This is a genomic window from Actinomyces urinae (genome assembly GCF_900119695.1).
In the GTDB taxonomy this organism is placed as follows: Bacteria; Actinomycetota; Actinomycetes; order Actinomycetales; family Actinomycetaceae; genus Gleimia; species Gleimia urinae.
The window spans coordinates 23,430-48,113 of sequence record NZ_LT632545.1 but is presented as its reverse complement, the minus strand read 5'-3'; the positions used below and the strand labels follow the sequence as shown (position 1 = coordinate 48,113).

Below are 24,684 nucleotides of genomic sequence, written 5' to 3'. Positions count from 1 at the left end.
GCGTGCGACAACGGCCTACCTACCCGTTTGACTCTGCTTGCGCCTGCTTCGTTTCTGCTAGTTTTGATGAAACCACTTGCGTCACGCCCGCACGCATAGTCACGCCGTAGAGCGCGTCTGCGATCTTCATGGTCCGCTTTTGGTGCGTGATGATAATCAGTTGCGAGTCCTGTTGCAGTTCCTTGAAAATCGTGATTAGGCGCGACAGGTTCACGTCGTCAAGGGCGGCCTCAACCTCATCTAACACGTAAAACGGGGACGGACGAGCCTTGAAAATGGCGACGAGGAGGGCGAGCGCGGCAAGCGACCGTTCTCCGCCAGATAACAGGGATAGGCGCGTGATTTTCTTGCCCGCGGGACGCGCTTCAATCTCAACACCGGTCTCCAGCATGTTCTGCGGGTCCGTGAGGACGAGTTTGCCAGACCCTCCGGGAAAGAGGGTTGCGAACACGTGAGTAAATGCCTCTTGGGTGTCGAGAAAAGCCTGGGTGAATACCTCTTCAACTCGCTGGTCTACTTCGTCAACGATGCCCAGCAGGTCGTTCTTGGATTCCGTAAGATCACGTAGCTGGTCAACCAAGAACTGGTGGCGCTTAGAGAGAGCCTCGTGTTCTTCGAGCGCTAGTGGGTTGATTTTGCCCAGCCGGTCCAGCTCTCGTTTAGCGCTGCGCAGACGTTTTTCTTGCTCTGCGCGAACGTACGGGTAGGGTTCTTCCGCAACTACGAGGTTATGCGGGCCGAACTCGTCGATAAGTTGATCGGCCTCAAGCGCGAGCTCGTCGCGTGCTCGCGTGACGGTGTGCTCATACCGCAAGGCAACTTCTTGTAGCGCAATCTCATCGCGGTGCGCAGCGTCCGTGATTTCGAGCAGACTGGCACGAATCTCGTCTACCTCATGGCGAGCGCTTGCTGCCGCCTCGGATGCTTCGGTGCGTTCGCTCTCCGCTGCGCGAAGCTGCTGACTGGCCTCTTCTAGAGCGGCTTCCGCAACCCGGATCGGAGCCGCGATCCGATCACAAATGTCACTCAGGCGCTGATATTCGCGTTTGCGCGCAGCTTCGCGTCGTTCATATTCGGCTAGGTCGGAGCGGGCCTTCGCGACTTGCTGGCGCATGGAACGGGCACGGTCGCGCACGCGGCGCGCTGTTTCTTCGAGTGTTCGAATGTCGAGGCGGGTCGCAGTTTCTTTGGCACGCGCTTCGCGCGCTGCTTCTTCTAGCTGTTCTGCTTCTTCACGAGCCCGTGCGGGATCCGCAACCTGTGGGAGCGCCTGCGCCCCCGCCTGCTTAGCTTCGGCTTCAACGAGGCGCTCGCGGGCTCGTTCCACGCCCTCTTCGATCTTTTTCAAAGTGGTGGCAAGGCGTTCTTGCTCCCCCTGGGCAGCCCGCAAACGAGAACTGGCACGCGCCCGCACCTCCATCGCCTTCGCCCGCTCTGAGTCAGCCTTGCGCAGAGCCTGCAACTGCTCGTTTGCAACCTTGAGAGAAGCGTCGTAACGCTCGCGCGCCTCCTTCAGTTTTTGCGAGACAGCCTCCAGGTGCTCACTTGCTGCATCGGCGCGTCGGCTCGCATCCTCGTAGTCAGCGTGGCGGGCCAAAACCGACGCGTGGTCAGAACCCGAAGTAAGTACCGAAACCGGAGTGAAAACATCGCCCGTTCGAGTGGCAACCTTTGTCACCAGCGGATTTTCAAGGGCGCGAATGGCCTCCCTCTCGTCCTCGCACACCACCGCTCCGGCTAGCAGCGTGTTGATGAGACCTTGCACGTGCTTGCCCTGAACCACGTCAACAGCTCTGGTCCATCCATCGATAGCTACCGGTTCCACGCTCTGTTCCAAAGCAGTGACCATTCTGCGGCGTCCACCCGAGTCCAAAAACTGCAAAGAAATACCCAGGTCGGTGATCACCGCGGCATCGGTAAATGGATCCAGTAGCGCGGTGATCGCATTTTCCCACCCCGCACTGGTAGAGATAAAACTAGCCAAAGATCCGAGGACCTCCGGATGCTCAGCGCCCAATAGTTCCGCCGTCTCGTCCGCCGGCTGCAGGGACTGCGCCAATGTGTCGCGCCGAGCCGTCCAGGTGGCGCGCTCGGACTGGGCTTCTCGCTCCTGCGAGAGCAGACGATCAACCAGGTCGCGGGCCTCGTCTCGAGATCGCACCGCGTCCTCATGCGCATTCGCCATCTGATCGTCAGCCTGAACCTCTTCAAGGCCTTCCATTTCGGCGCGTGCTAGCTTCGTTCGCTCCGCGGCCTCCGCAACCGCATTTTTCATCCGTTCAACTTCAGCAGCGCGTGAGGTCAGCGCCTGTTTTGCCGCATTCACGTCACCAATCAGCCTGGCAATATGCTCGCGCCGGTTCGACTGCTCGGCTTCCAAATGACGCACCTCGTCGAGCGCGGTGCGCGCAGCGGCTTCGGCCTCTTCTCGGGCTTTGATTACATCGGCAAGCTTCTGTCCAGACGCCTGCACCTGTTCGAGCAGGTCCGCATCCTCTTCATTTGCCTTTGCTGATTTTTGATCAAGATCCACGAGGTCGAAGTTTGGTGCGGGTAGCGGCTGTGCAACGCCTCGCATGCGTTCGTTAGAGACCGATGACAGTGTCATTAGCGAGGCGTGCGTCGTGGATAGCTCTTGCCACAACCGCGTGAGTTCCTGGGTACGAGGGGTGCCGAGGCGAGCCAATTGCTCCGCCTCATTTAGACGTGCTTTAGCGGCATCCAACTGCTCGTTAAGCACCTTCTTGCGGGCGTTCGTTGCCTCTTCGCTGGCTCGCCCCGCGTCGAGGCGTTCTTTCAAACTCGCGAGGTCATCGGCCAATAGTCGGGCCTGCGCGTCGCGCACCTCGGCCTGGATCACACCGGCCTTACGGGCAGTTTCAGCCTGTTTGGCTAGGGGACGCAACTGACGGTGGATCTCATTAGTAAGATCGCGAACACGAACGAGGTTGCCCTCCATCGACTCCAGCTTGCGCAGCGCCCGCTCTTTGCGCTTGCGATGCTTGAGCACGCCCGCGGCCTCTTCAATGAACCCGCGCCGTTCCTCGGGCCCGGCTCCTAAAATCGCATCCAGCTGGCCCTGACCCACAATCACGTGCATCTGCCGCCCCATGCCGGTGTCGGACAGGAGCTCTTGAATGTCTAGTAAGCGTACTTGAGTGCCGTTGATCGAATACTCAGATCCGCCACCTCGAAACAGCGTGCGCGAAATGGTGACTTCGGAGTAGTCGATCGGGAGGGCGCCATCGGTGTTGTCAATGGTTAGAGACACCTGAGCGCGCCCCAGTGGGGCGCGCTCAGAAGTTCCGGCGAAGATGACATCTGCCATCTGACCGCCGCGAAGATTTTTAGCTCCCTGTTCGCCCATAACCCAGACGAGGGCGTCTACAACATTTGACTTACCAGAACCATTAGGCCCGACTACACAGGTAATGCCGGGCTCAAGATTCATGGTCGTTGTCGAAGCAAACGACTTGAATCCACGGATGGTAAGAGTTTTTAGATGCACGCCTCAAAGTTTAGGCGAAAAATGAGCGAAAACGTTATTCTTTCCAAACAAGTTCGGGGAACCACAGTGCGATTTCGCGGTCTGCTGAGGCCGGCGAGTCAGAACCGTGAACAATGTTTTCCACGTTACCAGTACCCCAATCTCGACCAAGATCGCCACGGATGGTTCCGGGCGCCGCGAGAGTCGGGTTGGTGTTACCCATGAGGTTACGCATGCCTTCAATCACGCGGTCACCTTCAACGACCATCGCAACAACGAGGTCAGACTGCATGTACTCCAGTAGATCCTTGAAGAAGTGCTTCTCCTTGTGCTCGAAGTAGTGATCTTGCAGAAGCTCTTCGGAAGCGTGCTTGATCTTCAAACCCTTTAGCTGGTATCCCTTAGCTTCGATGCGGCGAATCACTTCGCCGGTGAGGCCGCGGCTGAAACCATCCGGCTTCACAAGGACGAGGGTGTGCTCTTTATTCGCATCGAGCTGTTCCGGACTAGGCATTTGCCTTCCTTTCCATTGACTTCCGTGTCGAATTCGATTCTACGACAATTTATCTTGACGTAAAGAGAAACCGGGTTGTTACCATATTTCTCAGCCGGCTTGTCGGTGTTTCACTCCGGCATTGATTTAAGTTTTTGCACGAGGTCGCTTACAGCCCTCTGGGCGTCAGCGCCGCTGGCGCGCACGGTTACGGTCTTCCCCTGTCTAACGCCGAGCGCCATGAGCGACATGACTGAGGCCGCGTCTGCCCCATCGATGGTGACCTGTGCATCGTAGTCGCTGACAAAACGCGCCACTAGGGCAGCCGGGCGGGCGTGTAGGCCATCCGGGTCTGCTATTGCGACCTCGGCCTCACAAACGTCCTCCCCCGAGGGTTCTGTCTCCGACTCAGCGAACGCACCCCACGTTTTAGCAGCGTCACGGACAGCCTCAATAACGCCCTCGGCATCGGCGCCTTGCTGGGCTGCGACCGCCCCCGCTACCGCCCCCTCAACCAGTGGACCGTCGGCAAAATATACCGGCTCGTCATCAAGAAAGTCGAGCACTGAATCAACCGTGAGCGTTGCCGAGCCGAGATCGGTTAGTAAAACCACGGGACCATCCGCTACGAGTTCCTGAACCGCAGCATCTACCTTGTCGAAGGAGGTGCCGATGTTCCCATCTTGAAGCCCCCCTGCCGCACGGATTGCGATGTCCGGAGCCATTTGCGCCGCGACTTCGGCCACGCCCTGCGCGAGTTTGTCCGAGTGCGAAACGATTACAAGGCTGACCTTAGACATCGATCGCCGCCACGGCCTGTTCAAGGATGATTGCAGACGATACCGCACCCGGATCAAGGTGCCCAATGGAGCGCTCCCCCAGGTACGAGGCACGCCCCTTCGTTGCCTTTAGCGGCTTCGTGGCTTCAGCACCTTCTCGTGCAGCTAGCGCGGCGGCTCGGAGGGCTTCGGCGCCGTCACCACCCGCGGTAGCAACTTCACGTGCGGCCTTAGCCGCCGGCGCCCACGCATCGACCATGGTCTTTTCGCCCTCTTGTGCCTTACCTCGCGTCTGGACACCAAGCAAAGCCGCCTCAAGCAGGTTTGCAACAGCAATCGCGTCCAGATCCTGCTCGCCAGTTGCCGCCTTGGCCGCACGTAGGAACGCGGTTCCATACAGGGGCCCAGCAGCGCCTCCAACGGTAGACATCAAGGTTTTGGCAACTAGTTTCAACACCGACTGAATGTCTTCTGTAGCTGTAGCGGCGAGCGCTTTCTCAACCGCGCTGAAACCTCGATCCATGTTTTCACCGTGGTCGCCGTCGCCGATTTGGCGATCCAGGTCAATCAGTTCAAGACGCGCCCCCGCAATCTCTTCGGCGCTCTTATGGATCCAGGCCAAAGCCCAGTTCACATCTAAGCTCACTTGCTTACATCCCTTCTCGGTATCCCGCTGTTAGTGCGGGTGCGTCAAACAGCTCTAGCATTTCATCATTTACGCGCAGTAGCGTAAGTGAAGCGCCGGGCATGTCCAGGCTGGTCACGTAGTCTCCAACCAGCGTACGCTCAGCAACAATGCCATCATTCTGGAGAAGCTCGTGGACCTTGCGGTTCACAATGTATAGCTCAGACAGTGGCGTGGCGCCCATCCCATTTACTAAGGCGATTACGCGATCTCCTTGCGCAAACGGCAGGTCCGCACGCACCTTCTCGTACAGCTCTGTCGTGAGCTCGTCCGCGGTCTTCATCTCGGTACGGCGGTATCCGGGCTCGCCGTGAATACCAATCCCCATTTCTACCTCGGTATCGCCAAGGTCAAAGGATGGCTTACCCGCGTGCGGAACCGTGCAGGGCCCAAGAGCCAGGCCCATGGAGCGCATGTTGTCATTCACTTCGTTGGCGATTCGCGTTACCTCGTCCAGGTCGTCGCCACGTTCTGCCGCGGCTCCCGCGATCTTCTCAACCAGCATGGTGCCCGCCACGCCGCGCCTACCTGCCGTGTACAAAGAGTCTTCCACCGCAACGTCATCGTTGATAATCACGGTGCGAACCTCAATATCGTCCATTTCGCAAAGTTCAGCAGCGGTTTCAAAATTCAAGACATCGCCCGTGTAGTTCTTCACGATGTAGAGCACGCCAGCCCTGCGATCCACCGCGCGAGTAGCCGCCTCGATAGGGTCTGGAGTTGGCGAGGTGAACACAGCGCCGGGCACCGCCGCGTCCAACATTCCGTAGCCAACAAAACCACTGTGCAACGGTTCGTGTCCGGATCCTCCACCAGAAACGAGAGCGACCTTGCCCTCCTCCTTTGGTTGTGCACGCAAAATGTAGTCTGGTTCGAAGTGCACATCAACCAGATCGGGGTGCGCCAGCTGGAAGCCTTCCAGAGACTCGCGAACCACTTCATGCACGTCGTTTACAAGCTTTTTCATACTTCCTCCACGCACGTCGGATAGCTTCAGGTCTCTACAATTCTTACATGCAAAAAGCGACCTGCACCACAGAATTGAAGTGCAGGTCGCTTTTGTTTGACGTTTAGTGCTTGATCAGGTCTCGAGCCGCTCCTGCGAGCACCACAGAACCCGTAATAACCACACCGTTAGAACCCGCCGGATCGGGATTCAACTCAGCGCGTTCTACCGCAAGATCAACCGCATCAAGTAGCGACGGCTCCACAAACACGCGGTCCTCGCCGAACACGTCCCTCGCGATCTGCGCGATTTCTTCCGTGTCCATTGCACGCGGCGTGTCCATCGAGGTAATCACAATATCCCCCACCACGGGCTCAAGTTCAGCCAGGGTGGCCTCGACGTTCTTATCTGCCATCGCAGAGTAGACCGCCGCAATGTTCGTGTAGTCAAACGACTCAGTGAGGGCCTGCGCCAATGCACGCGCGCCGTGCGGATTGTGCGCCGCATCCACCACAATCGAAGGGGAAGTTCGCACAACCTCGAGGCGCCCGGGGGACGTAGCCATCGCGAATCCCTCCTCGACGATGCCTGGCTCCACCTCGCGGCCCCCGTTGAATGCTTCGAACGCCGCAAGAGCCAGCACTGCATTCTCACCCTGATGCTTACCAAAAAGCGGGATGAAAATATCGTTGTAGAGGGCAGCGGGCGTCTGGATGGATACCACCTGCCCGCCCACTCCGAGCTTGGAAGAAACCAGGTGTAAATCCTCACCTACAACGCGCAGCACCGCTCCAACCTCGTTCGCGCGATCGCGCAAAATCTCAAGGACCTCCGGCTCCTGCTTCGCCGAAATGACGAACGACCCAGGTTTGATAATGCCTGCCTTTTCGGTTGCGATCTCGGCAAGCGTAGATCCGAGCCACTTTTCGTGGTCGTGGGCGATAGGCGTGATGACGGCAACATCCGCGTTGATCACGTTCGTTGCATCCCACTTGCCACCCATACCAACCTCGATCACTGCGGCATCAACCGGCACATCCGCAAACGCAGCCAGCATCATCACGGTCAGCACTTCAAAAAACGACATCGCGGGGCCACCGCTCCGCTTCGAGTGCTCATCCACCATTGCGAGGTAAGGAGCGACATCCTCATACGCCGCAACGAACTGAGCCTGTGAAATCGGCTCGTCATTTACGCTGATCCGCTCCCGCATCGTGGTTAGGTGCGGGCTGGTGAACCGCCCCACCTTTCGGCCCGACGCGCGTAGCAACGCACTGATCATGCGCGCCGTGGACGTCTTTCCGTTTGTGCCAGTGAGGTGCACACTTCGATAGAGGTTCTGCGGATCTGCGAGGATATTCATCGCCAGCTGCACGCGCTCAATGCTTGGCTGAACTTTGTGCTCGGGCATGCGCGAGAGAATCTCGCGTTCAATCGCGTGATAAACCATCTCGATCTCATCAGCCGTAGGGTACAGGTCGGTAGCTTCCTCATCGAGGTCGCTCTCCCCTGCATCCTCGCCGCCTTCACCGAGGTTAGGTGCCGCCATGTGCGCAGCCTCCATGACCTCCTCAAGGGAGGCGGAGACATCGCGGTTCATGATCTCGTCTACAACCTGTTCAGGAGTGCGCTCGCCGTCACCCTCAGTGTCGGCAGACTCATGGAAGATGTCGAAATCTTTCACTGCATTTTCACCACGTGAATCTCGATCTCGTCACCGGCTTCAACCGCGAGGTTCAGCGTCAAGGTCTCAGCTTTCAACATGTCAGCGTGCTTTTCCACTACGCTAACGCGCTCAGCCGGCACGCTCAGGGTTAGCTTGATGCGATCTGCAACGTGCAGACCCGCGGCTTTGCGCTCATCCTGAACTTGGCGGATGAGGTCGCGGACAAAGCCTTCGCCCTCGAGCTCATCGTCGATCTGAGTATCCAAAACCACGAAGGATCCTGAAGATAGGACCGTTGCGACCTGGCCTTCTTCAGCCTCAACCTTCGTGCTTACCAACACGGCTTCGCCGCCCAGACGAACCGGGTCGCCATCAACCACGACTCCAGGGAAGACAACCTCGTTGCCGTCTACCTGCCACTGGCCCTGCTTTTGCGCGGCGAAAAGCTTCGAAGTGTGGCGACGAACCTCGGCCGAGAACTCGCGCGGATTCAACTTAAGCTCCTGCGCAACACGCAAACCGGATTCAGATGGCGTCTTCAAGGTCACGTTCTTCACGTTGATCTCGGCCGCGATCAGGTCCGCGTAGCTAGAAAGCTCAGCCGCCCGCTCCGAGATGACGGTCAGGTCACGCAGTGGCTGACGCACACGTAGTTTCTCGCCCTTACGCAAGCTGTGTGCAGCCGAGACAACCGAACGGACCTCGTCCATCGTGGCAACCAACTCGGCATCCGCCCACGCGTCGCCGAGCTTCGGATAATCCTCCAGGTGTACGGACTCACCGCCCGTGAGGCCGCGCCAGATTTCCTCGCTGATTAGCGGCAAGAGCGGCGCAATTACGCGCATCATGACTTCAAGCGCGGTGTACATCGTGTCGAATGCGGCCTCGTCCTCTTCCCAAAAACGCTGGCGGGAAGTGCGAACGTACCAGTTTGACAACAGATCCAAATACTCACGTACATGCGCGGTCGCGCCCGGAATGTCATACGCATTCTGTGCAGCCTCTACCGCGAGCGCGAGGTCTCGGGTGCGCGCAAGTAAGTAGCGATCCATCACCGGCAGGTCAGCCACGACGGCCGAATCCAGCGGAATGGGCTTTGCGAAGTAGCCCTCTCCCCCGTTTGCTGCACCGGTGTAGAGAGCAAAGAAGTAGTAAGTGTTCCACAGGGGCAGGATCATCTGGCGAACCGTGTCGCGAATCGATTCCTCTCGAACGATCAGGTTGCCACCGCGAACCACGGAAGAGGACATGAGGAACCACCGCATCGCGTCCGATCCGTACGTGTCAAACACGTGGTTAACGTTCGGGTAGTTGCGTAGCGATTTCGACATCTTGCGGCCGTCATCACCCAGCACAATGCCATGGGCAACAACGTTTTGGAACGACTGCCTGTCGAACAACGCTGTTGCCATCACGTGCATCGTGTAGAACCAGCCGCGCGTTTGCCCGATGTACTCGACGATGAAATCGCCCGGGTAGTGGTTTTCGAACCATTCCTGGTTCTCAAACGGATAGTGCACCTGGGCAAATGACATTGAACCAGACTCGAACCAGCAGTCAAACACGTCGGAAATACGGCGCATCATCGACTTGCCTGTTGGGTCATCCGGATTTGGACGCACCAGCTCATCAATGTAGGGGCGGTGGAGGTTATCGACCTTCACCCCAAAATCGCGTTCGAGCTCGGCGCGTGAACCGTACACGTCCACGCGCGGATACTCCGGGTTATCCGACTTCCACACGGGAATCGGTGCGCCCCAGAACCGGTTACGTGAGATCGACCAATCGCGCGCGCCCTCAAGCCACTTACCAAACTGGCCTTCCTTGACGTGCTCGGGAACCCAGTTGATCTCCTCGTTTCTAGCCAACATGCGATCACGGATCTTTGTAACTTCAACGAACCAAGACGATACGGCCTTGTAAATCAGCGGCTGACGGCAACGCCAGCAGTGCGGGTAAGAGTGCTCATAAGACTGTTGGCGAACCAACACCGCGCGCTCACCTGAAGGGCGGCGCGCTAACGGACCGCTGCCGTCCTTCAGGTCCTGGATGATTGGGCGGTTCGCATCGAAAATATGCATGCCCTCATAGTCTTTAACGGGGGCCACAAACTTCGCGCCGTCGTCAATCGGCACAACCGTCTTGATTCCGACTTCCTTACACACGTTCGCGTCATCTTCACCGAAGCCGGGCGCCAGGTGCACCAGGCCGGTGCCATCGCTCGTGGTAACAAAGTCAGCGGCAATAATGTGGAACGCTTTGGGGCCAGGAATATCCTCATCGTTGCTGAAGTAGTCGAAGATCGGAGCGTACGCGCGGCCCACAAGGTCCGAGCCCTTCAGCTGGGCAACAACTGGCGGCTCTTCACCCAGCTCGCGCTCGTAAGAAGAGACAAGATCCTTTGCGAGGATCACGCGTTCGCCGGCAAGCGGTCCTTCTTCGGGCTGCACGGTCACGTAGTCAACGTCTGGCCCAACGGCCACCGCGAGGTTCGAAGGAAGAGTCCACGGCGTCGTAGTCCAAATAAGTGCAAGTTCACCGGTTTCTAGACGCAGGCCAACCGTTACAGTGTTGTCTTGACGCATCTGATAGACGTCGTCATCCATCGAGAGCTCGTGGTTTGAAAGCGGCGTCTCATCGTTCCAGCAGTACGGCAAGACGCGGTGCCCCTCGTATGCAAGACCCTTTTCATACAGGGTCTTGAATGCCCAAATGACCGACTCCATGAAGTCGATATCAAGAGTCTTGTAGTCGTTTTCGAAATCAACCCAGCGAGCCTGACGAGTTACGTATTCTTCCCACTCGTTCGTGTAGCGCAAAACAGAAGTGCGGCACGCGTCGTTGAATTCTTGAATGCCAATACCGTTCGGGCCTTCGATCTCATCCTTCGTTTCAATGCCGAGCACGCGCTGTGCTTCAAGCTCAGCAGGTAGACCATGCGTGTCCCAGCCAAAGCGGCGCTCCACACGCTTGCCCTGCATCGTCTGGTACCTGCCGACGATGTCCTTGACGTAGCCGGTTAGAAGGTGGCCGTAGTGCGGCAAACCGTTAGCGAACGGCGGACCGTCATAAAACACGAATTCGTTAGAACCGGCCTCACCTGAAGGACGGATCTCAATGGACTTCTTGAACGTGTCATTTTCTTTCCAGTAAGCCAAAATCTCTTCTTCAAGGCTGGGGAAAGAAGGGGATGCTACGACGTCGCCATCACGGTGGCGGGGGTAGTGGTTGCTCATTTGTTCCGTCCTCATTCATCATTCGAGGACGTCTCCAACCCGGTGGGTTGGTGCGCGGTACCACCTCGCTTGCCAAAATGCTTTGGCCGCTCGAACTGCTATCACGGGCTTACCCGTCCGGGTCTACTAGGCTGAGCCGTTCTTCCGGAGGCTCATCGGTGATACCCGGTTGCCCGGCCGAATCATCGCCATTTGCCAGAAAGTATAGCCCGCACGCGGCGGCGATGAGAAAGCGAACCAATGTAATTCGCCACACAGCCAATAAAAAAGATCCGACCGTTTGGTCGGATCTTTATCCGGGTGGCTGACGGGACTCGAACCCGCGACGTCCTGGACCACAACCAGGTGCTCTACCAGCTGAACTACAGCCACCATCATTGCTCACGCAACGATAGATAACTGTAGCAGTAACGGAGCACTAAACAAAACGTGGAACGCGTTGCCTCTACCACACCGCAGTAGGCCAGAGCGTTGTCTTTTACCAGTGCGCTCGCACCGAAATTGCGTCAGCGAAGTTCCCGAGGGCCTCTGGCGAGGAATCCAGGTAGAGCTGCGCGTCCACCAGGCCAACTTCCATAACCATGAACGAGCCCTCCCCATCGGGCACGATATCCACCCTGTTGAACAGGAACTGCTCGTCACGGCCCATCCGCTGCTTAACGTAGGCATGGAGGGCAGCGCGAATAGTTTCACCCCAACGCCACTCCTCCGGCGTTGCCTCACGGGCTTTAACCAGCGTTTCCTGCTTGGATTCCATCGTGATCGAAGCATCATGCAACATCGGTTGCTTTTGAACCGCGTGCGAAAGCAGCCCGTTGAAGAACACCAAGGTGATCTCACCGTGCTTATCGATCTCCTCCTGATAACGCTGCAACATCACGGAACGCCCCTCGCCCAAAAGGCTCATTACGTGACCAACCGCAGCTCTTCTCGAAGCGGGTTCTACCGCACAGTAGCGACCAATATCGCGCGCACCAGAAGAAACCGCAGGCTTGATAACAAAATCCTGGAGGGCCGGAAAACGCGAGTGCACCCGATGCTTTGAAAGCTTCTTATCAACGTCGAGCCACGTGGTAGGAATGATAGGAAGTCCAAACTGCGCGTTCAAAATCTTCAAGTAGTGCTTGTCCGAGTTCCACTCCAAAATGTCCGGGTGATTCAGCAGGCGAGGCACCGTCTTAGTCCACGACAAGAACTCATCGCGCCTCGTCGCGTAATCGCACACGGAGCGAACAATTACGAGGCCGGCATCTGTCCAATCAACATCTGGGTCATCCCAGCGCTTAACCCGGGGATCACATCCTCGCTGAGCCAATTCATCTGGCAAGCCTTCCTCGCCAGGATAAAGATTGGGCAATTCAGAAGAGGTTACTAACGTCACGCGTGGCTTCATAGTTGATACTTTAACCATATTCGATCGAATTGTTTGCACGGATGAGAACACTGTCTGCAAGCGGAACAGATATTGGGCGAAGCGTTCCTGCCCTTTCAAAATGAGCGAGGGCGCCTTCCCGCAGTTTCAGCGTAACCCTATCGGACGTGCCAGGGCCTGCTCAATCAAATGGGATACGAGGGCGGGATACTCTATGCCCGTTGCCTGCCACATCGCTGGATACATGGACCACGGGGTGAATCCCGGCATAGTATTCACCTCGTTAATTGTGATTTTTCCGGATTCTTCGTTGTAGAAGAAGTCCACGCGGGCAAGCCCCTCGCAACCTAGCACCTCGAACGCGCGCACAGCGGTTTCTCGGATCTGCTGTTCCACGGCTTTGGGCAGGTCAGTTGGCGTGGAAAGCGTCACGTCATCGTGCGCCTGATACTTGGTCTTGTAGTCGTAGAAGCCATCCCGCGAGGCAACCACGATCTCACCGCACCTGGAGGCGCGCGCACCCTCGCTGCCAAAGTCGAGGACGCCACACTCTATCTCGCGGCCCACCGTCGCAGCCTCGACAATCACACGTGGATCAACCTTGCGAGCTTCTTCGATAGCGTCTTCGAGCATGTCCAGGTCCTCAACGTGAGTGATCCCCAGCGAGGAACCGGCGCGTGCGGGCTTCACGTACAGATCCTGACCGACGCTTGCAGCCTGCGCCAGAGCACGGGAGCGATCCCTCCTCCATTCGTGGTCGGTGATCAGCGTCCACCGCCCCACGTAAATGCCGGCACCAAGCAGGAGCGCTTTGGTCAAATGCTTGTCATTAGACACCGCCGAGGCCGCAACACCGCAGCCCACGTAGCGCACGTTAGACATCTCCATTAGCCCTTGAATAGTGCCGTCTTCACCGTAGGGGCCATGGAGCAGAGGGAACGCTACATCAACGCTACCCAGGTCAGTGGCTTCAATTCGTTCACCGGCAACTGCGCGCGGTTTCTCCACTACCCACGGATTTCCCGTCCATAGCGCTACGGAGGACTCCCCAGCTTCGATCACTACTCCTCGACCATCAATCATCTCGTAGAGTTCTGGCTTAGCCGGCACGCGCACCCATTCACCATCGGGCGTAATACCGATTGCCAAGACCTCGTACCTAGCTGGGTCTATAGCCGCCATTACACTGGCTGCCGTTGCGCAAGAAATTTGGTGTTCGCCGCTACGCCCTCCGAAAATCAGGGCGACACGGGTCTTCTTTGGAGAATCGCTCATGACCTTGACTTTACTTCAAAACCATCAGGTTCAATCAACTCGCGCGTACCTTCAAAAATATGTCGCGCGTTAGACACTTCCGGGCGTTCGCCGCGATTTCGATCTTCGAGGCCGGTAATAGCCCGCTTGTAGATGAAGCCCTCGCTTGGGCGGGTTACAGTAAGACGAACGTAACGATTGGAACTCACCATGAATAACAAAGTTCGAGCCAGCGTAGCGCTGGCCACGGTGCTAGCGGCATTGGCATTTAGCGGATGCAGCCAGGGCGAGGGCGCCCCTGATGCCTCTACGCCGGCAACTACTGAGGCAGAAAGCTACCCGCCCCCGACATATGTAAACACAACGGCGGAAACTGATATTGCTATGGACGAGGTCGAATGGGTGTCTGGGTCTTCTCAGCAGGTTGAAGGCATTTCAAACACTTCTTTGCTGGCCCACGATTTTCGCGTAGGTGCACATGAGGATTACTACCGCGTGGTGGTCGAGTTCGTAGGTCAGGGCGATCCCGGCTGGACCATTGGTTGGACCGACAAATCGGTTGAGCTCGGGCGTGGCGAGCCGCTACCAATTCCGCAGGGCAACGTGCTTGACGTCATGATCCACGGCGCCACCTGGCCGGCGATTCCCGGAGCTGCCGACTACTACTACAACGGGCCCGCTGATAAACGACTGGATGACAATGTTCTCGCCTGGTTTGACGGCTCATTTGAGTCTGAGACACATCTTGCGATCTCGAGCGATAAACAGCGCGAATATCGAGTGTTCACTCTTGAAGATCCCAAGCGGCTCGTAATCGACCTACGCAAATAGGGCAAGCAAAATCTTCCCTGGCTCTCGGGCGGCTTTTCTACAACCGGCGGGCAAAGCTTCTAGCTATCCGAGACGGGAGGGTATGCTTTGAGCTTTGGATCCCACCTGGTTTCGGGCGCTTTTTCCCCGCGGATTTCTTCGATCATTGAGGTGATGACAACCTCCATACGACGCGTCGCTTCTTTGACCGCCTCATGATCGTTTTCATCCTGGTTTAAGTCAGAGAAGTCGAGGGCGGGCCCAGCAATCACCCAAGTGTCACGCCTACGCAAAGGGAAAGAATTCCTCCAGCGATGCATGATCTCGTGGCCTCCCCAGTGCGCCAACGGAATCACAGGAACCCCGGTTGCGAGGGCAAGCCTAGCGGCTCCCGTCTTGAACTTCATGGGCCAGTGATCGGGATCTGTAGTGAGTGTGCCTTCGGGGAAGATGGCTACAGATTCGCCTTCAGCCAGCGCAATTTTCGCATTCTTGAGGGCGTCGCCAGCACTGGAAGTTCCCCGACTTACCGGCACCATTTTTGCTCCGGTGAGCACGCGACGCAGTCCAGGAACCCGGAACAGGCTGTCTTTAGCGAGCACGCGCACGGCATGCCCAGCGTCAACGATGAAGTGCGCCACCACTACCACGTCATACTCGGTCACGTGATTCATCATGAGGATGAAAGGGCCGTCTTTGGGAAGGTTGTTTCGGCCCCGCCAATGCGGCTTAGTGGTCAGTTTCGCAAGAGGGCGCAGGACTTCAACCGCGACCTTATATATACCAGTTGCCGGCTTACTCATGGCCTGCTCCTACATTCTTTCCGCATCGGCGCCCAAGCGGCCAAGCTTGCTGAGGAAGTGCTCGTACCCGCGGGCAATCACGTCGATGCCATGCACGATGGACTCCCCCTCCGCTGCCAGAGCCGAGATGAGGTAGGAGAAACCTCCACGCAGGTCTGGAACGGTAATCTCAGCACCATGCAGCGGTGTAGGTCCAGAGATAACAGCGGAATGGTAGAAGTTGCGCTGCCCAAAGCGACACGGAGTGCCGCCCAAGCATTCACGGTAAATCTGTATTTCCGCGCCCATCTGGTTTAGCGCCTTCGTGAATCCAAGACGATTTTCGTAAACCGTCTCATGGACAATTGAAAGCCCCTTCGCCTGCGTCAAGGCAACAACCAAAGGCTGCTGCCAGTCAGTCATAAAGCCGGGGTGAACGTTCGTCTCGAGCACGATCGATTGCAACTGCCCACCGGGGTGGAAGAAACGGATGCCGGCATCGTCGATTTCGAACTGGCCACCAACCTTACGAAATACGTTCAGGAACGTCGTCATGTCTGGCTGATGCGCTCCGCGCACGTAAATGTCGCCGTGCGTTACCAGTGCGGCAGAAGCCCACGAGGCTGCCTCGATGCGGTCTGAGATCGCGGTGTGCGTAAATCCGCGCAGCTCCGATACCCCCTCGATTCGGATCGTGCGATCGGTGTCCACGGACAAGCTGGCACCCATCTTTTGAAGGACGTTGATTAGGTCCATGATTTCCGGCTCGATGGCCGCGTTCTTCAGCACTGTTATGCCGTCAGCCATTACCGCGGTTAGCAGGGTTTGCTCGGTGGCGCCTACCGATGGGAAAGGAAGCTTGATTTTGGCGCCGCGCAAACCGTCTGGAGCGGTGATGCGAATGCCGTTATCTTCTTTATCTACCTGCGCGCCAAATGCCCGCAACGCATCCAGGTGCATGTCGATTGGGCGGTCACCAATGCGACAACCTCCCAGGTCAGGAATGAAGGCTTCTCCTAGACGGTGCAAGAGGGGGCCGCAAAACAGAATCGGAATGCGCGATGATCCGGCAAGGGCCTGAACCTCAGATACGTGGGCTACCTCGACGTTTGAAGGGTCGAGCTCAAGGACACCAGCACCCTGGTCAAAATTAATGTGCACACCGTGCAGACCAAGAAGCTCAGAAACCAGGTCCACATCTCTAATTAGAGGAACGTTTGAGAGCTTCGAGGGTGTTGTACCAAGTAGGCTTGCCACCATCGCCTTTGGAACGAAGTTTTTTGCACCGCGAACGGTGATGTCGCCCGTTAAAGGTTTGCCGCCCTGCACACGCAAAACCGAGTCCATGGAAACCTTTCTGCTTATCTAACTAGCTGAATTTATTATTATCCCTTGCACTAATCTATAACGCACGGCCCGCAGGTGCTCCATTACCCACACCACTGCCTCCACATGTCTCAGCACAACTGTTCGCACGTTCACCCAACACAAAGCCTCTTGTCTGCACTTTTGTGCGCGCGATCATATCCAGAAGTTTGCCATCTCAATGATTGAGATGGCAAGATCGGTGTATGGATGAAAAAGCTCCCACCAGTGGCGTAGGCGTTCTAGATAAAGCCTCGCTTGTTTTGTCCGCATTAGAGGCCGGGCCGGCAACGCTTGCCCAGTTAGTCTCAACCACTAAATTGGCCAGGCCAACCGCGCACCGCCTTGCAGTCGCTCTTGAGTTTCACCGTTTCGTTGCTCGCGACATGCAGGGCCGTTTTGTTTTGGGCCCTCGCCTTTCAGAACTCGCATCGGCTGCTGGCGAAGATCGTCTTCTCGCATCGGCCACGCCGGTTCTCATCGCGTTGCGCGATCACACGAAGGAATCAACTCAGCTTTACCGCCGTCAGGGAGACCAACGCATTTGTGTTGCGGCAGCTGAGCGCCAGATCGGTTTGCGCGATTCCATCCCGGTTGGCGCCACGCTTTCCATGAAAGCAGGATCCGCAGCCCAGGTGCTCCTGGCTTGGGAGGAACCGGACCGACTTCACCGCGGCCTCTACGGCGCTTCGTTTAACGCGACCATGCTCTCTGCTGTTCGCCGTCGTGGCTGGGCACAGTCCGTGTCTGAACGCGAGATAGGCGTGGCGTCTGTGTCCGCTCCTGTTCGCGGACCGGGAGGCAAAGTGCTTGCCGCTATCTCTATTTCTGGCCCCGTGGAGCGTATGGGACGCCAGCCTGGCCGCCAGCATGGCCCATCGGTAGTTGCAGCGGCCAACCGTCTCTCAGACTTCCTGCGCCGCGCCGAAGAACTCGGCCTATAGTTTCGCACCTGACAAAATGCGGATTGCCCTCGTTTCTGACCCGTACAGCCCGCGCGTTGGGGGGATTGAAACCCAGGTGCGCAATCTGGGCCAAGCCCTCGCCGCTGCCGGCCACAGCGTCACGGTGATTACGGCAACGCCCGCAACCTCGCAGCGCGGTGATTTTACGGAACTTGATGGCGAAGTTACGGTGCGGCGTCTGACCGCACATATCCCTCTAGATCTTCCGGTGAATCCATTTGCAAGTGAGGCGCTGCAGCAAGCTTTGCCCTCGTTTGATGTCGTTCACATTCACATGGGGTTGATCTCGCCGTTCGCGCGCATGGCAGTGCAGGCCTGTATTAAGACCGGTACGAGGGCGATTTTAACCTGGCACTCCCACCTTGGCGGTAGCACTTGGTGGTACGGCGCGGTCAATCCCCTGCCCGCTTGGGCGAGCGCCGGAATACGACTCACCGCGGTATCGTCGCCAGCTGCACGGGCAGTTGCCGCGGCAGCTCGTGGAAACGCCCAAGTAGCGGTGTTACCAAACTTGATTTTTGATGAGCCCTGGGAGCATGCGCGTCAAGTAGCTTTGACCCATTTCAACGAGGAGGCTACTTCTGCTCCCCTCCGAGCAGTAACGGCCACGCGGCTTGCTCCAAGAAAACGGGTTCTACAACTTGCCGAGATCGCAAGGCGGGCGCGCGTGGACGTGCACGTGTACGGCGACGGCGGTCTACGGCCTGCTTTGGCTCGCCCCGGATTCTCGGGTGGTCGCCTGCATCTGCATGGAAAAGTAATGTCCACGCAACTGGCTGATGCGTATACGCGCGCAGAGGTTTTTGTGTCCCCGGTTGTGAAAGAGGCGTTCGGAATCGCAGCTCTGGAGGCTCGCGCATGCGGTTTGCCCGTCATTTACCGCCAGGGCTCAGGGATTGAAGAGTTCATCACCCATGGCCGCGACGGCTTAGAGACCTCGAGTGACAAAGAGATGGCCGCGGCTCTCGCTATGTTCGCTACACATCCCCAGCGACTCAAGAAACTTCGCGAATACGCGCTTCAGAACCGCATTACCCACACTTGGAGCCGCGGCCTGCAGACCTACCTGGAGCTATACGAGGACTGGCGCAACTAGATCTTTACACCTCCAAGTGCACTGAACACTATGTGAAACAGGCACCTGGTAGCAAAAAAAGCACCCGATTTCTCAGGTGCTGTGGCACCCCCAACCGGATTTGAACCGGTGTCGCCGCCGTGAGAGGGCGGTGTCCTAGGCCGCTAGACGATGGGGGCCTAAGCGCTTTAGCGCCGATTTGGTTACTAGAACCTGCACCCCCAACCGGATTTGAACCGGTGTCGCCGCCGTGAGAGGGCGGTGTCCTAGGCCGCTAGACGATGGGGGCCTTGCGATTACTCGCTTTGAAACCTCTGACCTACGGTCAGGTGCTTCGCTGGGGTACCAGGACTCGAACCTAGACTAAATGAACCAGAATCACTCGTGCTGCCAATTACACCATACCCCAAGGTAAGGTAGCTTCTTCGTGCGGTTTCCCGCTGACGGAAACCCTTCACTAGGAAGCGCCAACAAGAAACTCTACCCGACGGAGCATCACTTACAAAATCCGATCATCGTTATTTAGTTCACGTTCACGGATTCTACTGGGCGAGCTTGGCCTCCAGTTGGCGTAACCTTGCCAAGACCTCTTCCTTGCCCATGATCTCCATGGATTCAAACAGCGGCGGCGAGACCTGTCGGCCAGAAATAGCGGTACGCAACGGCCCGAATGCCAGCCTAGGCTTGACCTGCATTTCATCAATGAGGCGGGCACGCAATGCCTCTTCCAAAGATTCTACGGTGAACTCGGGCAGGCCTTCTATGACCTCTATACCGGCACGCAGAACCTCGCCAGCATTATCCTTGAGCTTGCCCACAGCTTTATCTTCGAACTCAAGCACTTCGGTTTCCACAAAGAACGGGCCGAGCATGCCGCCAACCTCACCAAGTAGGCGAATGCGCGTTTGAATTAGCGGCGCCCCCTTGGTGATGATTTCCTGTTCACGAGCCGTAAGCGCATCAAACTCTTCAGCTGACACATAGCCGTCGCGGTAAAGGAACGGCACGATGCGACGCTTGAAGTCACCCTCTTCCAGCATACGAATGTGATCGGCGTTAATCGCAATGGCCTTCTTCAGATCGAAGCGCGCCGGGTTGGGGTTCACATCGTGAATGTCGAACGCCTTCACCATTTCTTCAGCCGAGAAGATGTCCTCATCAGGGCTAATCGCCCAGCCGAGTAGGGCTAAGTAGTTCAGCAGTCCCTCTGGAATCATGCCGTTTTCGCGGTGGAGCAACAGGTTCGACTCCGGATCACGCTTGGACAACTTCTTGTTGCCTTCACCCATAACGTAAGGCAGGTGGCCAAACTCCGGCATCTGCTTTGCGATTCCGAGCTCGATGAGAGCGCGATACAAAACGATCTGGCGCGGGGTGGAAGATAGCAGGTCTTCACCGCGCAACACGTGCGTAATGTCCATGAGCGCATCATCTACGGGGTTCACGAGGGTATAGAGGGGGTGACCGTTTCCTCGAACGATCACATAGTCCGGAACAGAGCCAGCCTTAAACGTGATTTCACCGCGAACGAGGTCCGTGAAGGTAATGTCCTCATCCGGCATCCTTAGGCGGAGCACCGGCTTGCGTCCCTGCGCGCGAAACTCAGCTTTCTGCTCTTCCGTGAGATTGCGGTCAAAACCGTCATAACCGAGCTTCGGATCACGACCTGCTGCCTTGTGGCGCGCTTCGATCTCCTCTGGCGTTGAGAAAGACTCGTAGGCGTAACCGGCTTCTAGCAGTTTCGCCGCGACGTCTTTGTAAATGTCCATGCGCTGCGACTGCCGGTACGGCTCATGCGGCCCGCCTTTAAGCACACCCTCGTCCCAGTCCAGGCCAAGCCAAGTTAGAGAATCGATAATCTGATCGAATGACTCCTCAGAGTCTCGCTGGGCATCGGTATCCTCAATGCGGAACACAAACGTCCCCCCAACATGCCTGGCCCACGCCCAGTTAAACAGGCAGGTGCGGACCATTCCTACGTGAGGGGTTCCAGTTGGTGATGGGCAAAAACGAACGCGGACTTTGCCGCCATTTAGAGTATCCATGATGTCTCGATTCTACATCGTTTACGCGCCGGCTTTTCAACGTGGTTGCCACGCACCAAGTCTTTGACTTCACAGCCCATCCTTGCCCCGTACCACTTGCGTACACAACCACCGTTGTCGTTATGGTTGTAGGCGGAAGGGATTGCAATGACTGATTTGGATGCTTTTGACGAGGACACCGCCCACGCCAGCGGTCTTTTGAAGTGGGAGATGCCGGGCGTGTCTGGCCATTGGGTTGCAGAGATGGACTTCGGCACCGCTCCCGTAGTTGAAGAAGCCATCGTGGGCGCCATTAAGAGGGGTTTTCTAGGCTACATGCCGCAGGAACTGTCCGACCGGGTTAAAGACGCCACCGCGAGCGTAGTTGGCCGCCGCTACGGTCTTGAGGTTGAAGCCGAGAATGTGCGGTTGGCATCATCAGTGCTCGATGGCTTGAATGCGATCCTTGGCCACATGTTGAAGCCCGGCTCACGGGTGATAGTCCCAACCCCTGCTTACATGCCTTTTTTGACGCTACCGGGCAAGTTTGGTCACGAGGTTGTTCAGGTTCCTTCCGCGATTGTCGACGGCATTTGGCAACTCAATTTGGACGGTATTGAAGCCGCGGCCAAGAATGCTGATCTGCTTATTCTTTGCAACCCGTGGAACCCGACAGGCAGGGTCCTTACCGCCTCTGAGCTGACGCGTTTAGGCGAGATTGTGACCCGCCATGACCTGCTCGTATTCAATGACGAGATTCACGCTCCGCTGGTTGCAACCCCCTCTTCCCATATTTGCTTTGCCGGCCTGGATCAGGCTTTTGCTGACCGGACGGTCACCGCGGTTGCAGCATCGAAGGGCTTCAACTTGGCGGGGCTGCACTGCGCGCAAATGATCACAACGGGGCAGATGATCAATAGGTTCGAGGCCGCGGCTGCGTGGCTGAATCATCCGACACCGCTCGGCGCTTTGGCGACAACAGTCGCATACGAAGAAGGCGAGCAATGGCTGAGCGAACTCAATGCCTACCTGCGGCAGAATGTGGCCTTAATCGATGGCTTGTTGGAGGGTTCCTCGCTCAGTTGGGCTACGCCGCAGGGAACCTACATGGGGCTGATTGACGCATCTAAGCTCGGCGTACAAAATCCGCAGGAGTACCTGCTTGAAGAAGCGAAGGTTCGTACGACGCCTGGCAATGCCCTCGGTAAAGGTTTTGAGCAGTATGTGCGGTTCGGTTTCGCGTCTTCCGCTGGGGTCGTGCGCCGTTCAATCGAACGCATGACAGCGCTGCCTGCTTAGGGTCCCAGCTCACCGCAAACGCGCGTTGGTTTTGCGCGTGGCGGTGGCGGTCCACGGATCTTCGGGCCACGGGTGTTTTGGGTAGCGTCCGCGCATTTCCGCGCGCACCTGCGAGTAGGTTTCGTTGAAGAATGTTTCCAAATTCGAGGTGATGGCAAGCGGTCGTCCGGCGGGCGATAGAAGTTCGAATGTGAGCGGTTCTCCCATCACCGTTGGCGCTTTCTTGAACCCGAACGTTTCTTGCAGCTTTACACGTACGGTTGGACCTCGCTCCGGGTCAAAAACGATTCGCGCACGATTGCCGGAGGGAAGTTCGATCGAATTTGGCACCAGCTCGTCTAACTTTGCTATCTTGTCCCATCCGATCAGGGTTTTCAGGCCATTAGTGACATCGATTTGCGCCAGCGGTTTTCCATCAAGGAGGTCTTCCCACCACTCTCCAAGTAGCTCATCTGCCGAGTTTGCGAGTTGCTGGTTGGAAAGTTCTGGCCAAGACGCGTCCCGCGCGCTGATGTACCTGGCTTTATTCACGAGGTCAAGGCCCGTTGCACCTAGCTTGAATAAGTCCAGGCCTCTCTCCTCCAGGGCAGTTGCGAGCACCTTTCGCACTTCCTCAATCGTCGGTTGCACGCGTCGGCGTCCAAGCTCGATCTGCCCCAACCGCTCAATGCAACTTGCAGTAATCCGTCCTCCCTTAAGCTCAGTCACGACCTCGGATCGCAACATTGGCTTTGCGATCCAACGCGCCCATTCCGGTTGCAGTGGAGCCCCCACGGTCACCTTTGTAACCCCGCCAGTTGTGAGCACGCCGCCGACCGCGATCCAGGGTTCAAAACTGAGCGGGGACGTAGCATCAACGCTAAATCCTGTGCCGGATGCCGCGAGGAAGCGTCTTTTCTGACCATCTTGTTTGCCCCGCTGTTTCGCAATCCGCCCCGGATAGGCCAAGCCGATCACAACGCCTGGCAGATCTACTTCATTTAGTAGAAGGTCTGGAGAAGCAGATCCATACGAGGGCGAAAACTTGGAGGCGATGGACTGAAACCTGCGAACGTCGGCTTGCGACACCTGATTCAGTACCTGTGTGATGTCAGCGCTTTCAGGCCTCGTTTCGGTGGCTAGCGCCGCAACGATCCTCGCCACGGCTTGTTCCTGCCCGCTCCACCTACTGGCTAGAAGGAGGGCGCGCCCCATGCGCGGGTCTGCAGGCACCATAGCCAACATGCGTCCCTCGCCTGTTATCTGCCCACCGGTTAGAGCGCCAATACTCTCTAGGGTGGATTCCGCTCGCACCAACCCTGGCGCAGGAAATGGCGAAGGCAAGCGCATCTGCTCCGGCTCGCTCCAGGCATGTGCAAGTAGCGCGGCTTCGGTTAAGTCCCCACTTTCGATCTGCGCAGTGGCATACTGCGTCATTCTTGCAAAATCAGTTTGCGAGTAGCATCGGTACACCACGCCGGGACCTGTACGATTGGCGCGGCCACCGCGTTGGGTTGCAGAAGAACGAGATGCTCTGACCGTTACCAGCGCAGCGGCCTCGCGACGCACATCGAACCGCGGGCTACGCGTCAGACCGGAGTCAACCACACAGTTGATGCCCGCAACCGTTAGCGACGTCTCCGCAATATCAGTTGCCACAATCACCCGTTCACCCGGTGCCAGCGCCTCGTCCTGTTGCTGCGTTGTAACACCACTATGCAAAGTGAACGTGCGAATCCCGGCGGTGCGGATCATTGCGGCCACGTCCTCCACATTGCGAATCGACGGGGCAAAAACGAGGGTGGGCCCATTGTTTTCAAAAGCCTCAACCGCAGTAGCCGCAAGATGGCTTAGGAACTCCGGGCTGGCCCCTTGCGAATCAAGTGCCGGTACAGATGCTGGCCTCCACACTTCGCTGAGCGGATACGGATCACCCGCAACCTCAATCCGGTCTGTCTGCGCTGAACTCGCCAGTAGCGTGTGACACCTATCCACATCCGCCGTTGCGGACATTACTCCAAGCAGGAGGTCATCGCGCATATCCGCAATATCTAAAGCGAAGGCGAGGGCGAGGTCTGAATCGATGTGACGCTCATGCACTTCGTCCAGCAATAGGGCGTCAACGCCGGATAAATCAGGGTCCGCGAGGAGGCGGCGAAGCAAACTACCCGTAGTTGTGAACTCGATCCGCGTATCCGCGCTGATCTTCCGGTCCGAGCGCATCGTCCAACCGACCACGCCTCCAGGCTCATCTTCCAACAAAGACGCCACATATTTTGCCGCTGATCTCACCGCCACTCTGCGCGGCTGCGCGATCAGGATGCGCCCACTCGAACCTCGCTCATCGAGAAGATGACGAATAAGTAGCGGTGCCAGCGTGGTCTTACCCGAACCGGGGCTAGCAGATAGGACGAAGCGGCGCCTGCCCAAAACCGCTGCCGCAATGTCGTTTTGCGCTGAAGTAATG

Annotated in this window: 18 protein-coding genes and 4 tRNA genes; 4 read left to right on the top strand and 18 right to left on the bottom strand. The window is 57.3% G+C overall.

The window, feature by feature from the left end; genetic code table 11:
- Positions 1 to 19: 19 nt before the first annotated feature.
- The 11 genes from smc to BQ7114_RS00150 form a co-directional block, all read right to left on the bottom strand.
- The gene (gene smc, locus BQ7114_RS00200) at positions 20 to 3,508 is read right to left on the bottom strand and encodes a chromosome segregation protein SMC (protein WP_072340350.1); all 3,489 of its coding nucleotides are present in this window, start codon (positions 3,506 to 3,508) and stop codon (positions 20 to 22) included.
- A 34-nt stretch (positions 3,509 to 3,542) separates the two neighbouring features.
- Positions 3,543 to 4,001 carry a nucleoside-diphosphate kinase gene (gene ndk, locus BQ7114_RS00195; RefSeq protein WP_072340347.1) on the bottom strand — a complete coding sequence of 153 codons (459 nt, stop codon included), beginning with the start codon at positions 3,999 to 4,001 and terminating at the stop codon, positions 3,543 to 3,545.
- Between the two features lie 110 nt (positions 4,002 to 4,111).
- A complete protein-coding gene (gene dhaM, locus BQ7114_RS00190; RefSeq protein ID WP_072340344.1) occupies positions 4,112 to 4,780 on the bottom strand; it encodes a dihydroxyacetone kinase phosphoryl donor subunit DhaM in 669 nt (222 codons plus the stop codon).
- Positions 4,773 to 5,405, bottom strand: coding sequence for a dihydroxyacetone kinase subunit DhaL (gene dhaL, locus BQ7114_RS00185; protein WP_072340341.1), 633 nt, complete (start codon positions 5,403 to 5,405; stop codon positions 4,773 to 4,775). Before dhaL ends, dhaM begins: the two co-directional genes overlap by 8 nt.
- A gap of 4 nt (positions 5,406 to 5,409) precedes the next feature.
- Positions 5,410 to 6,411, bottom strand: a complete 1,002-nt coding sequence (gene dhaK, locus BQ7114_RS00180; RefSeq protein ID WP_072340338.1) for a dihydroxyacetone kinase subunit DhaK — start codon at positions 6,409 to 6,411, stop codon at positions 5,410 to 5,412.
- A gap of 103 nt (positions 6,412 to 6,514) precedes the next feature.
- Positions 6,515 to 8,074, bottom strand: coding sequence for a bifunctional folylpolyglutamate synthase/dihydrofolate synthase (locus tag BQ7114_RS00175; RefSeq protein WP_072340335.1), 1,560 nt, complete (start codon positions 8,072 to 8,074; stop codon positions 6,515 to 6,517).
- Entirely contained in the window at positions 8,071 to 11,292 is a 3,222-nt protein-coding gene (gene ileS / locus BQ7114_RS00170; RefSeq protein WP_072340332.1) for an isoleucine--tRNA ligase, read from the bottom strand. Before ileS ends, BQ7114_RS00175 begins: the two co-directional genes overlap by 4 nt.
- A gap of 299 nt (positions 11,293 to 11,591) precedes the next feature.
- Positions 11,592 to 11,664 (bottom strand) — tRNA-His (locus tag BQ7114_RS00165).
- A 106-nt stretch (positions 11,665 to 11,770) separates the two neighbouring features.
- Positions 11,771 to 12,685, bottom strand: a complete 915-nt coding sequence (locus BQ7114_RS00160; protein ID WP_195906681.1) for an ATP-grasp domain-containing protein — start codon at positions 12,683 to 12,685, stop codon at positions 11,771 to 11,773.
- Positions 12,686 to 12,811: 126 nt separating this feature from the next.
- The gene (locus BQ7114_RS00155) at positions 12,812 to 13,939 is read right to left on the bottom strand and encodes a D-alanine--D-alanine ligase family protein (RefSeq protein WP_072340329.1); all 1,128 of its coding nucleotides are present in this window, start codon (positions 13,937 to 13,939) and stop codon (positions 12,812 to 12,814) included.
- A complete protein-coding gene (locus BQ7114_RS00150) occupies positions 13,936 to 14,127 on the bottom strand; it encodes a hypothetical protein (RefSeq protein WP_143236751.1) in 192 nt (63 codons plus the stop codon). The genes BQ7114_RS00155 and BQ7114_RS00150 overlap by 4 nt, the downstream gene beginning before the upstream one ends.
- Position 14,128: 1 nt before the next feature.
- Between BQ7114_RS00150 and BQ7114_RS00145 the strand changes: the two genes are divergently transcribed.
- Entirely contained in the window at positions 14,129 to 14,749 is a 621-nt protein-coding gene (locus BQ7114_RS00145; protein ID WP_072340323.1) for an AMIN-like domain-containing (lipo)protein, read from the top strand.
- Between the two features lie 59 nt (positions 14,750 to 14,808).
- On the opposite strand, the gene BQ7114_RS00140 is transcribed toward BQ7114_RS00145, so the two are convergent.
- On the bottom strand, positions 14,809 to 15,531 hold the full coding sequence (locus tag BQ7114_RS00140; protein ID WP_072340320.1) for a lysophospholipid acyltransferase family protein: 723 nt from the start codon (positions 15,529 to 15,531) through the stop codon (positions 14,809 to 14,811).
- Positions 15,532 to 15,540: 9 nt separating this feature from the next.
- The gene (murA, locus tag BQ7114_RS00135) at positions 15,541 to 16,857 is read right to left on the bottom strand and encodes a UDP-N-acetylglucosamine 1-carboxyvinyltransferase (protein ID WP_072340317.1); all 1,317 of its coding nucleotides are present in this window, start codon (positions 16,855 to 16,857) and stop codon (positions 15,541 to 15,543) included.
- Between the two features lie 224 nt (positions 16,858 to 17,081).
- Between murA and BQ7114_RS00130 the strand changes: the two genes are divergently transcribed.
- Both BQ7114_RS00130 and BQ7114_RS00125 read left to right on the top strand, forming a co-directional pair.
- A complete protein-coding gene (locus tag BQ7114_RS00130; RefSeq protein WP_016444969.1) occupies positions 17,082 to 17,819 on the top strand; it encodes an IclR family transcriptional regulator in 738 nt (245 codons plus the stop codon).
- Between the two features lie 16 nt (positions 17,820 to 17,835).
- A complete protein-coding gene (locus tag BQ7114_RS00125; protein ID WP_072340314.1) occupies positions 17,836 to 18,936 on the top strand; it encodes a glycosyltransferase family 4 protein in 1,101 nt (366 codons plus the stop codon).
- 82 nt (positions 18,937 to 19,018) lie between these two features.
- Here BQ7114_RS00125 and BQ7114_RS00120 read toward each other — a convergent pair.
- The 4 genes from BQ7114_RS00120 to gltX all read right to left on the bottom strand — a co-directional run bounded on the left by BQ7114_RS00120 (position 19,019) and on the right by gltX (position 20,960).
- Positions 19,019 to 19,094 (bottom strand) — tRNA-Glu (locus BQ7114_RS00120).
- 37 nt (positions 19,095 to 19,131) lie between these two features.
- Positions 19,132 to 19,204: transfer RNA gene (locus BQ7114_RS00115), tRNA-Glu, on the bottom strand.
- Between the two features lie 48 nt (positions 19,205 to 19,252).
- A tRNA-Gln gene (locus tag BQ7114_RS00110) sits at positions 19,253 to 19,324 on the bottom strand.
- A 133-nt stretch (positions 19,325 to 19,457) separates the two neighbouring features.
- The gene (gene gltX / locus BQ7114_RS00105; protein ID WP_072340311.1) at positions 19,458 to 20,960 is read right to left on the bottom strand and encodes a glutamate--tRNA ligase; all 1,503 of its coding nucleotides are present in this window, start codon (positions 20,958 to 20,960) and stop codon (positions 19,458 to 19,460) included.
- Positions 20,961 to 21,107: 147 nt separating this feature from the next.
- Here gltX and BQ7114_RS00100 point away from each other — a divergent pair, with 147 nt between their 5' ends.
- Positions 21,108 to 22,238: a MalY/PatB family protein gene (locus BQ7114_RS00100; RefSeq protein ID WP_072340307.1), complete on the top strand. Its 1,131-nt coding sequence runs from the start codon at positions 21,108 to 21,110 to the stop codon at positions 22,236 to 22,238.
- 9 nt (positions 22,239 to 22,247) lie between these two features.
- Here the strand turns inward: BQ7114_RS00100 and BQ7114_RS00095 are convergent, their stop codons facing one another.
- A complete protein-coding gene (locus BQ7114_RS00095) occupies positions 22,248 to 24,683 on the bottom strand; it encodes an ATP-dependent RNA helicase (protein ID WP_268258619.1) in 2,436 nt (811 codons plus the stop codon).
- Between the last annotated feature and the right edge of the window lies 1 nt (position 24,684).

Bases quoted from the DNA above. Each gene is read 5' to 3' on its own strand.
- murA (WP_072340317.1), bottom strand. From the start codon at position 16,857: ATGGACTCGGTTTTGCGTGTGCAGGGCGGCAAACCTTTAACGGGCGAC.
- BQ7114_RS00140 (WP_072340320.1), bottom strand. From the start codon at position 15,531: ATGAGTAAGCCGGCAACTGGTATATATAAGGTCGCGGTTGAAGTCCTG.
- BQ7114_RS00160 (WP_195906681.1), bottom strand. From the start codon at position 12,685: ATGAAGCCACGCGTGACGTTAGTAACCTCTTCTGAATTGCCCAATCTT.
- ileS (WP_072340332.1), bottom strand. From the start codon at position 11,292: ATGAGCAACCACTACCCCCGCCACCGTGATGGCGACGTCGTAGCATCC.
- ndk (WP_072340347.1), bottom strand. From the start codon at position 4,001: ATGCCTAGTCCGGAACAGCTCGATGCGAATAAAGAGCACACCCTCGTC.
- dhaM (WP_072340344.1), bottom strand. From the start codon at position 4,780: ATGTCTAAGGTCAGCCTTGTAATCGTTTCGCACTCGGACAAACTCGCG.
- dhaK (WP_072340338.1), bottom strand. From the start codon at position 6,411: ATGAAAAAGCTTGTAAACGACGTGCATGAAGTGGTTCGCGAGTCTCTG.
- BQ7114_RS00100 (WP_072340307.1), top strand. From the start codon at position 21,108: ATGACTGATTTGGATGCTTTTGACGAGGACACCGCCCACGCCAGCGGT.
- BQ7114_RS00130 (WP_016444969.1), top strand. From the start codon at position 17,082: ATGGATGAAAAAGCTCCCACCAGTGGCGTAGGCGTTCTAGATAAAGCC.
- BQ7114_RS00145 (WP_072340323.1), top strand. From the start codon at position 14,129: ATGAATAACAAAGTTCGAGCCAGCGTAGCGCTGGCCACGGTGCTAGCG.
- BQ7114_RS00155 (WP_072340329.1), bottom strand. From the start codon at position 13,939: ATGAGCGATTCTCCAAAGAAGACCCGTGTCGCCCTGATTTTCGGAGGG.
- gltX (WP_072340311.1), bottom strand. From the start codon at position 20,960: ATGGATACTCTAAATGGCGGCAAAGTCCGCGTTCGTTTTTGCCCATCA.
- BQ7114_RS00125 (WP_072340314.1), top strand. From the start codon at position 17,836: ATGCGGATTGCCCTCGTTTCTGACCCGTACAGCCCGCGCGTTGGGGGG.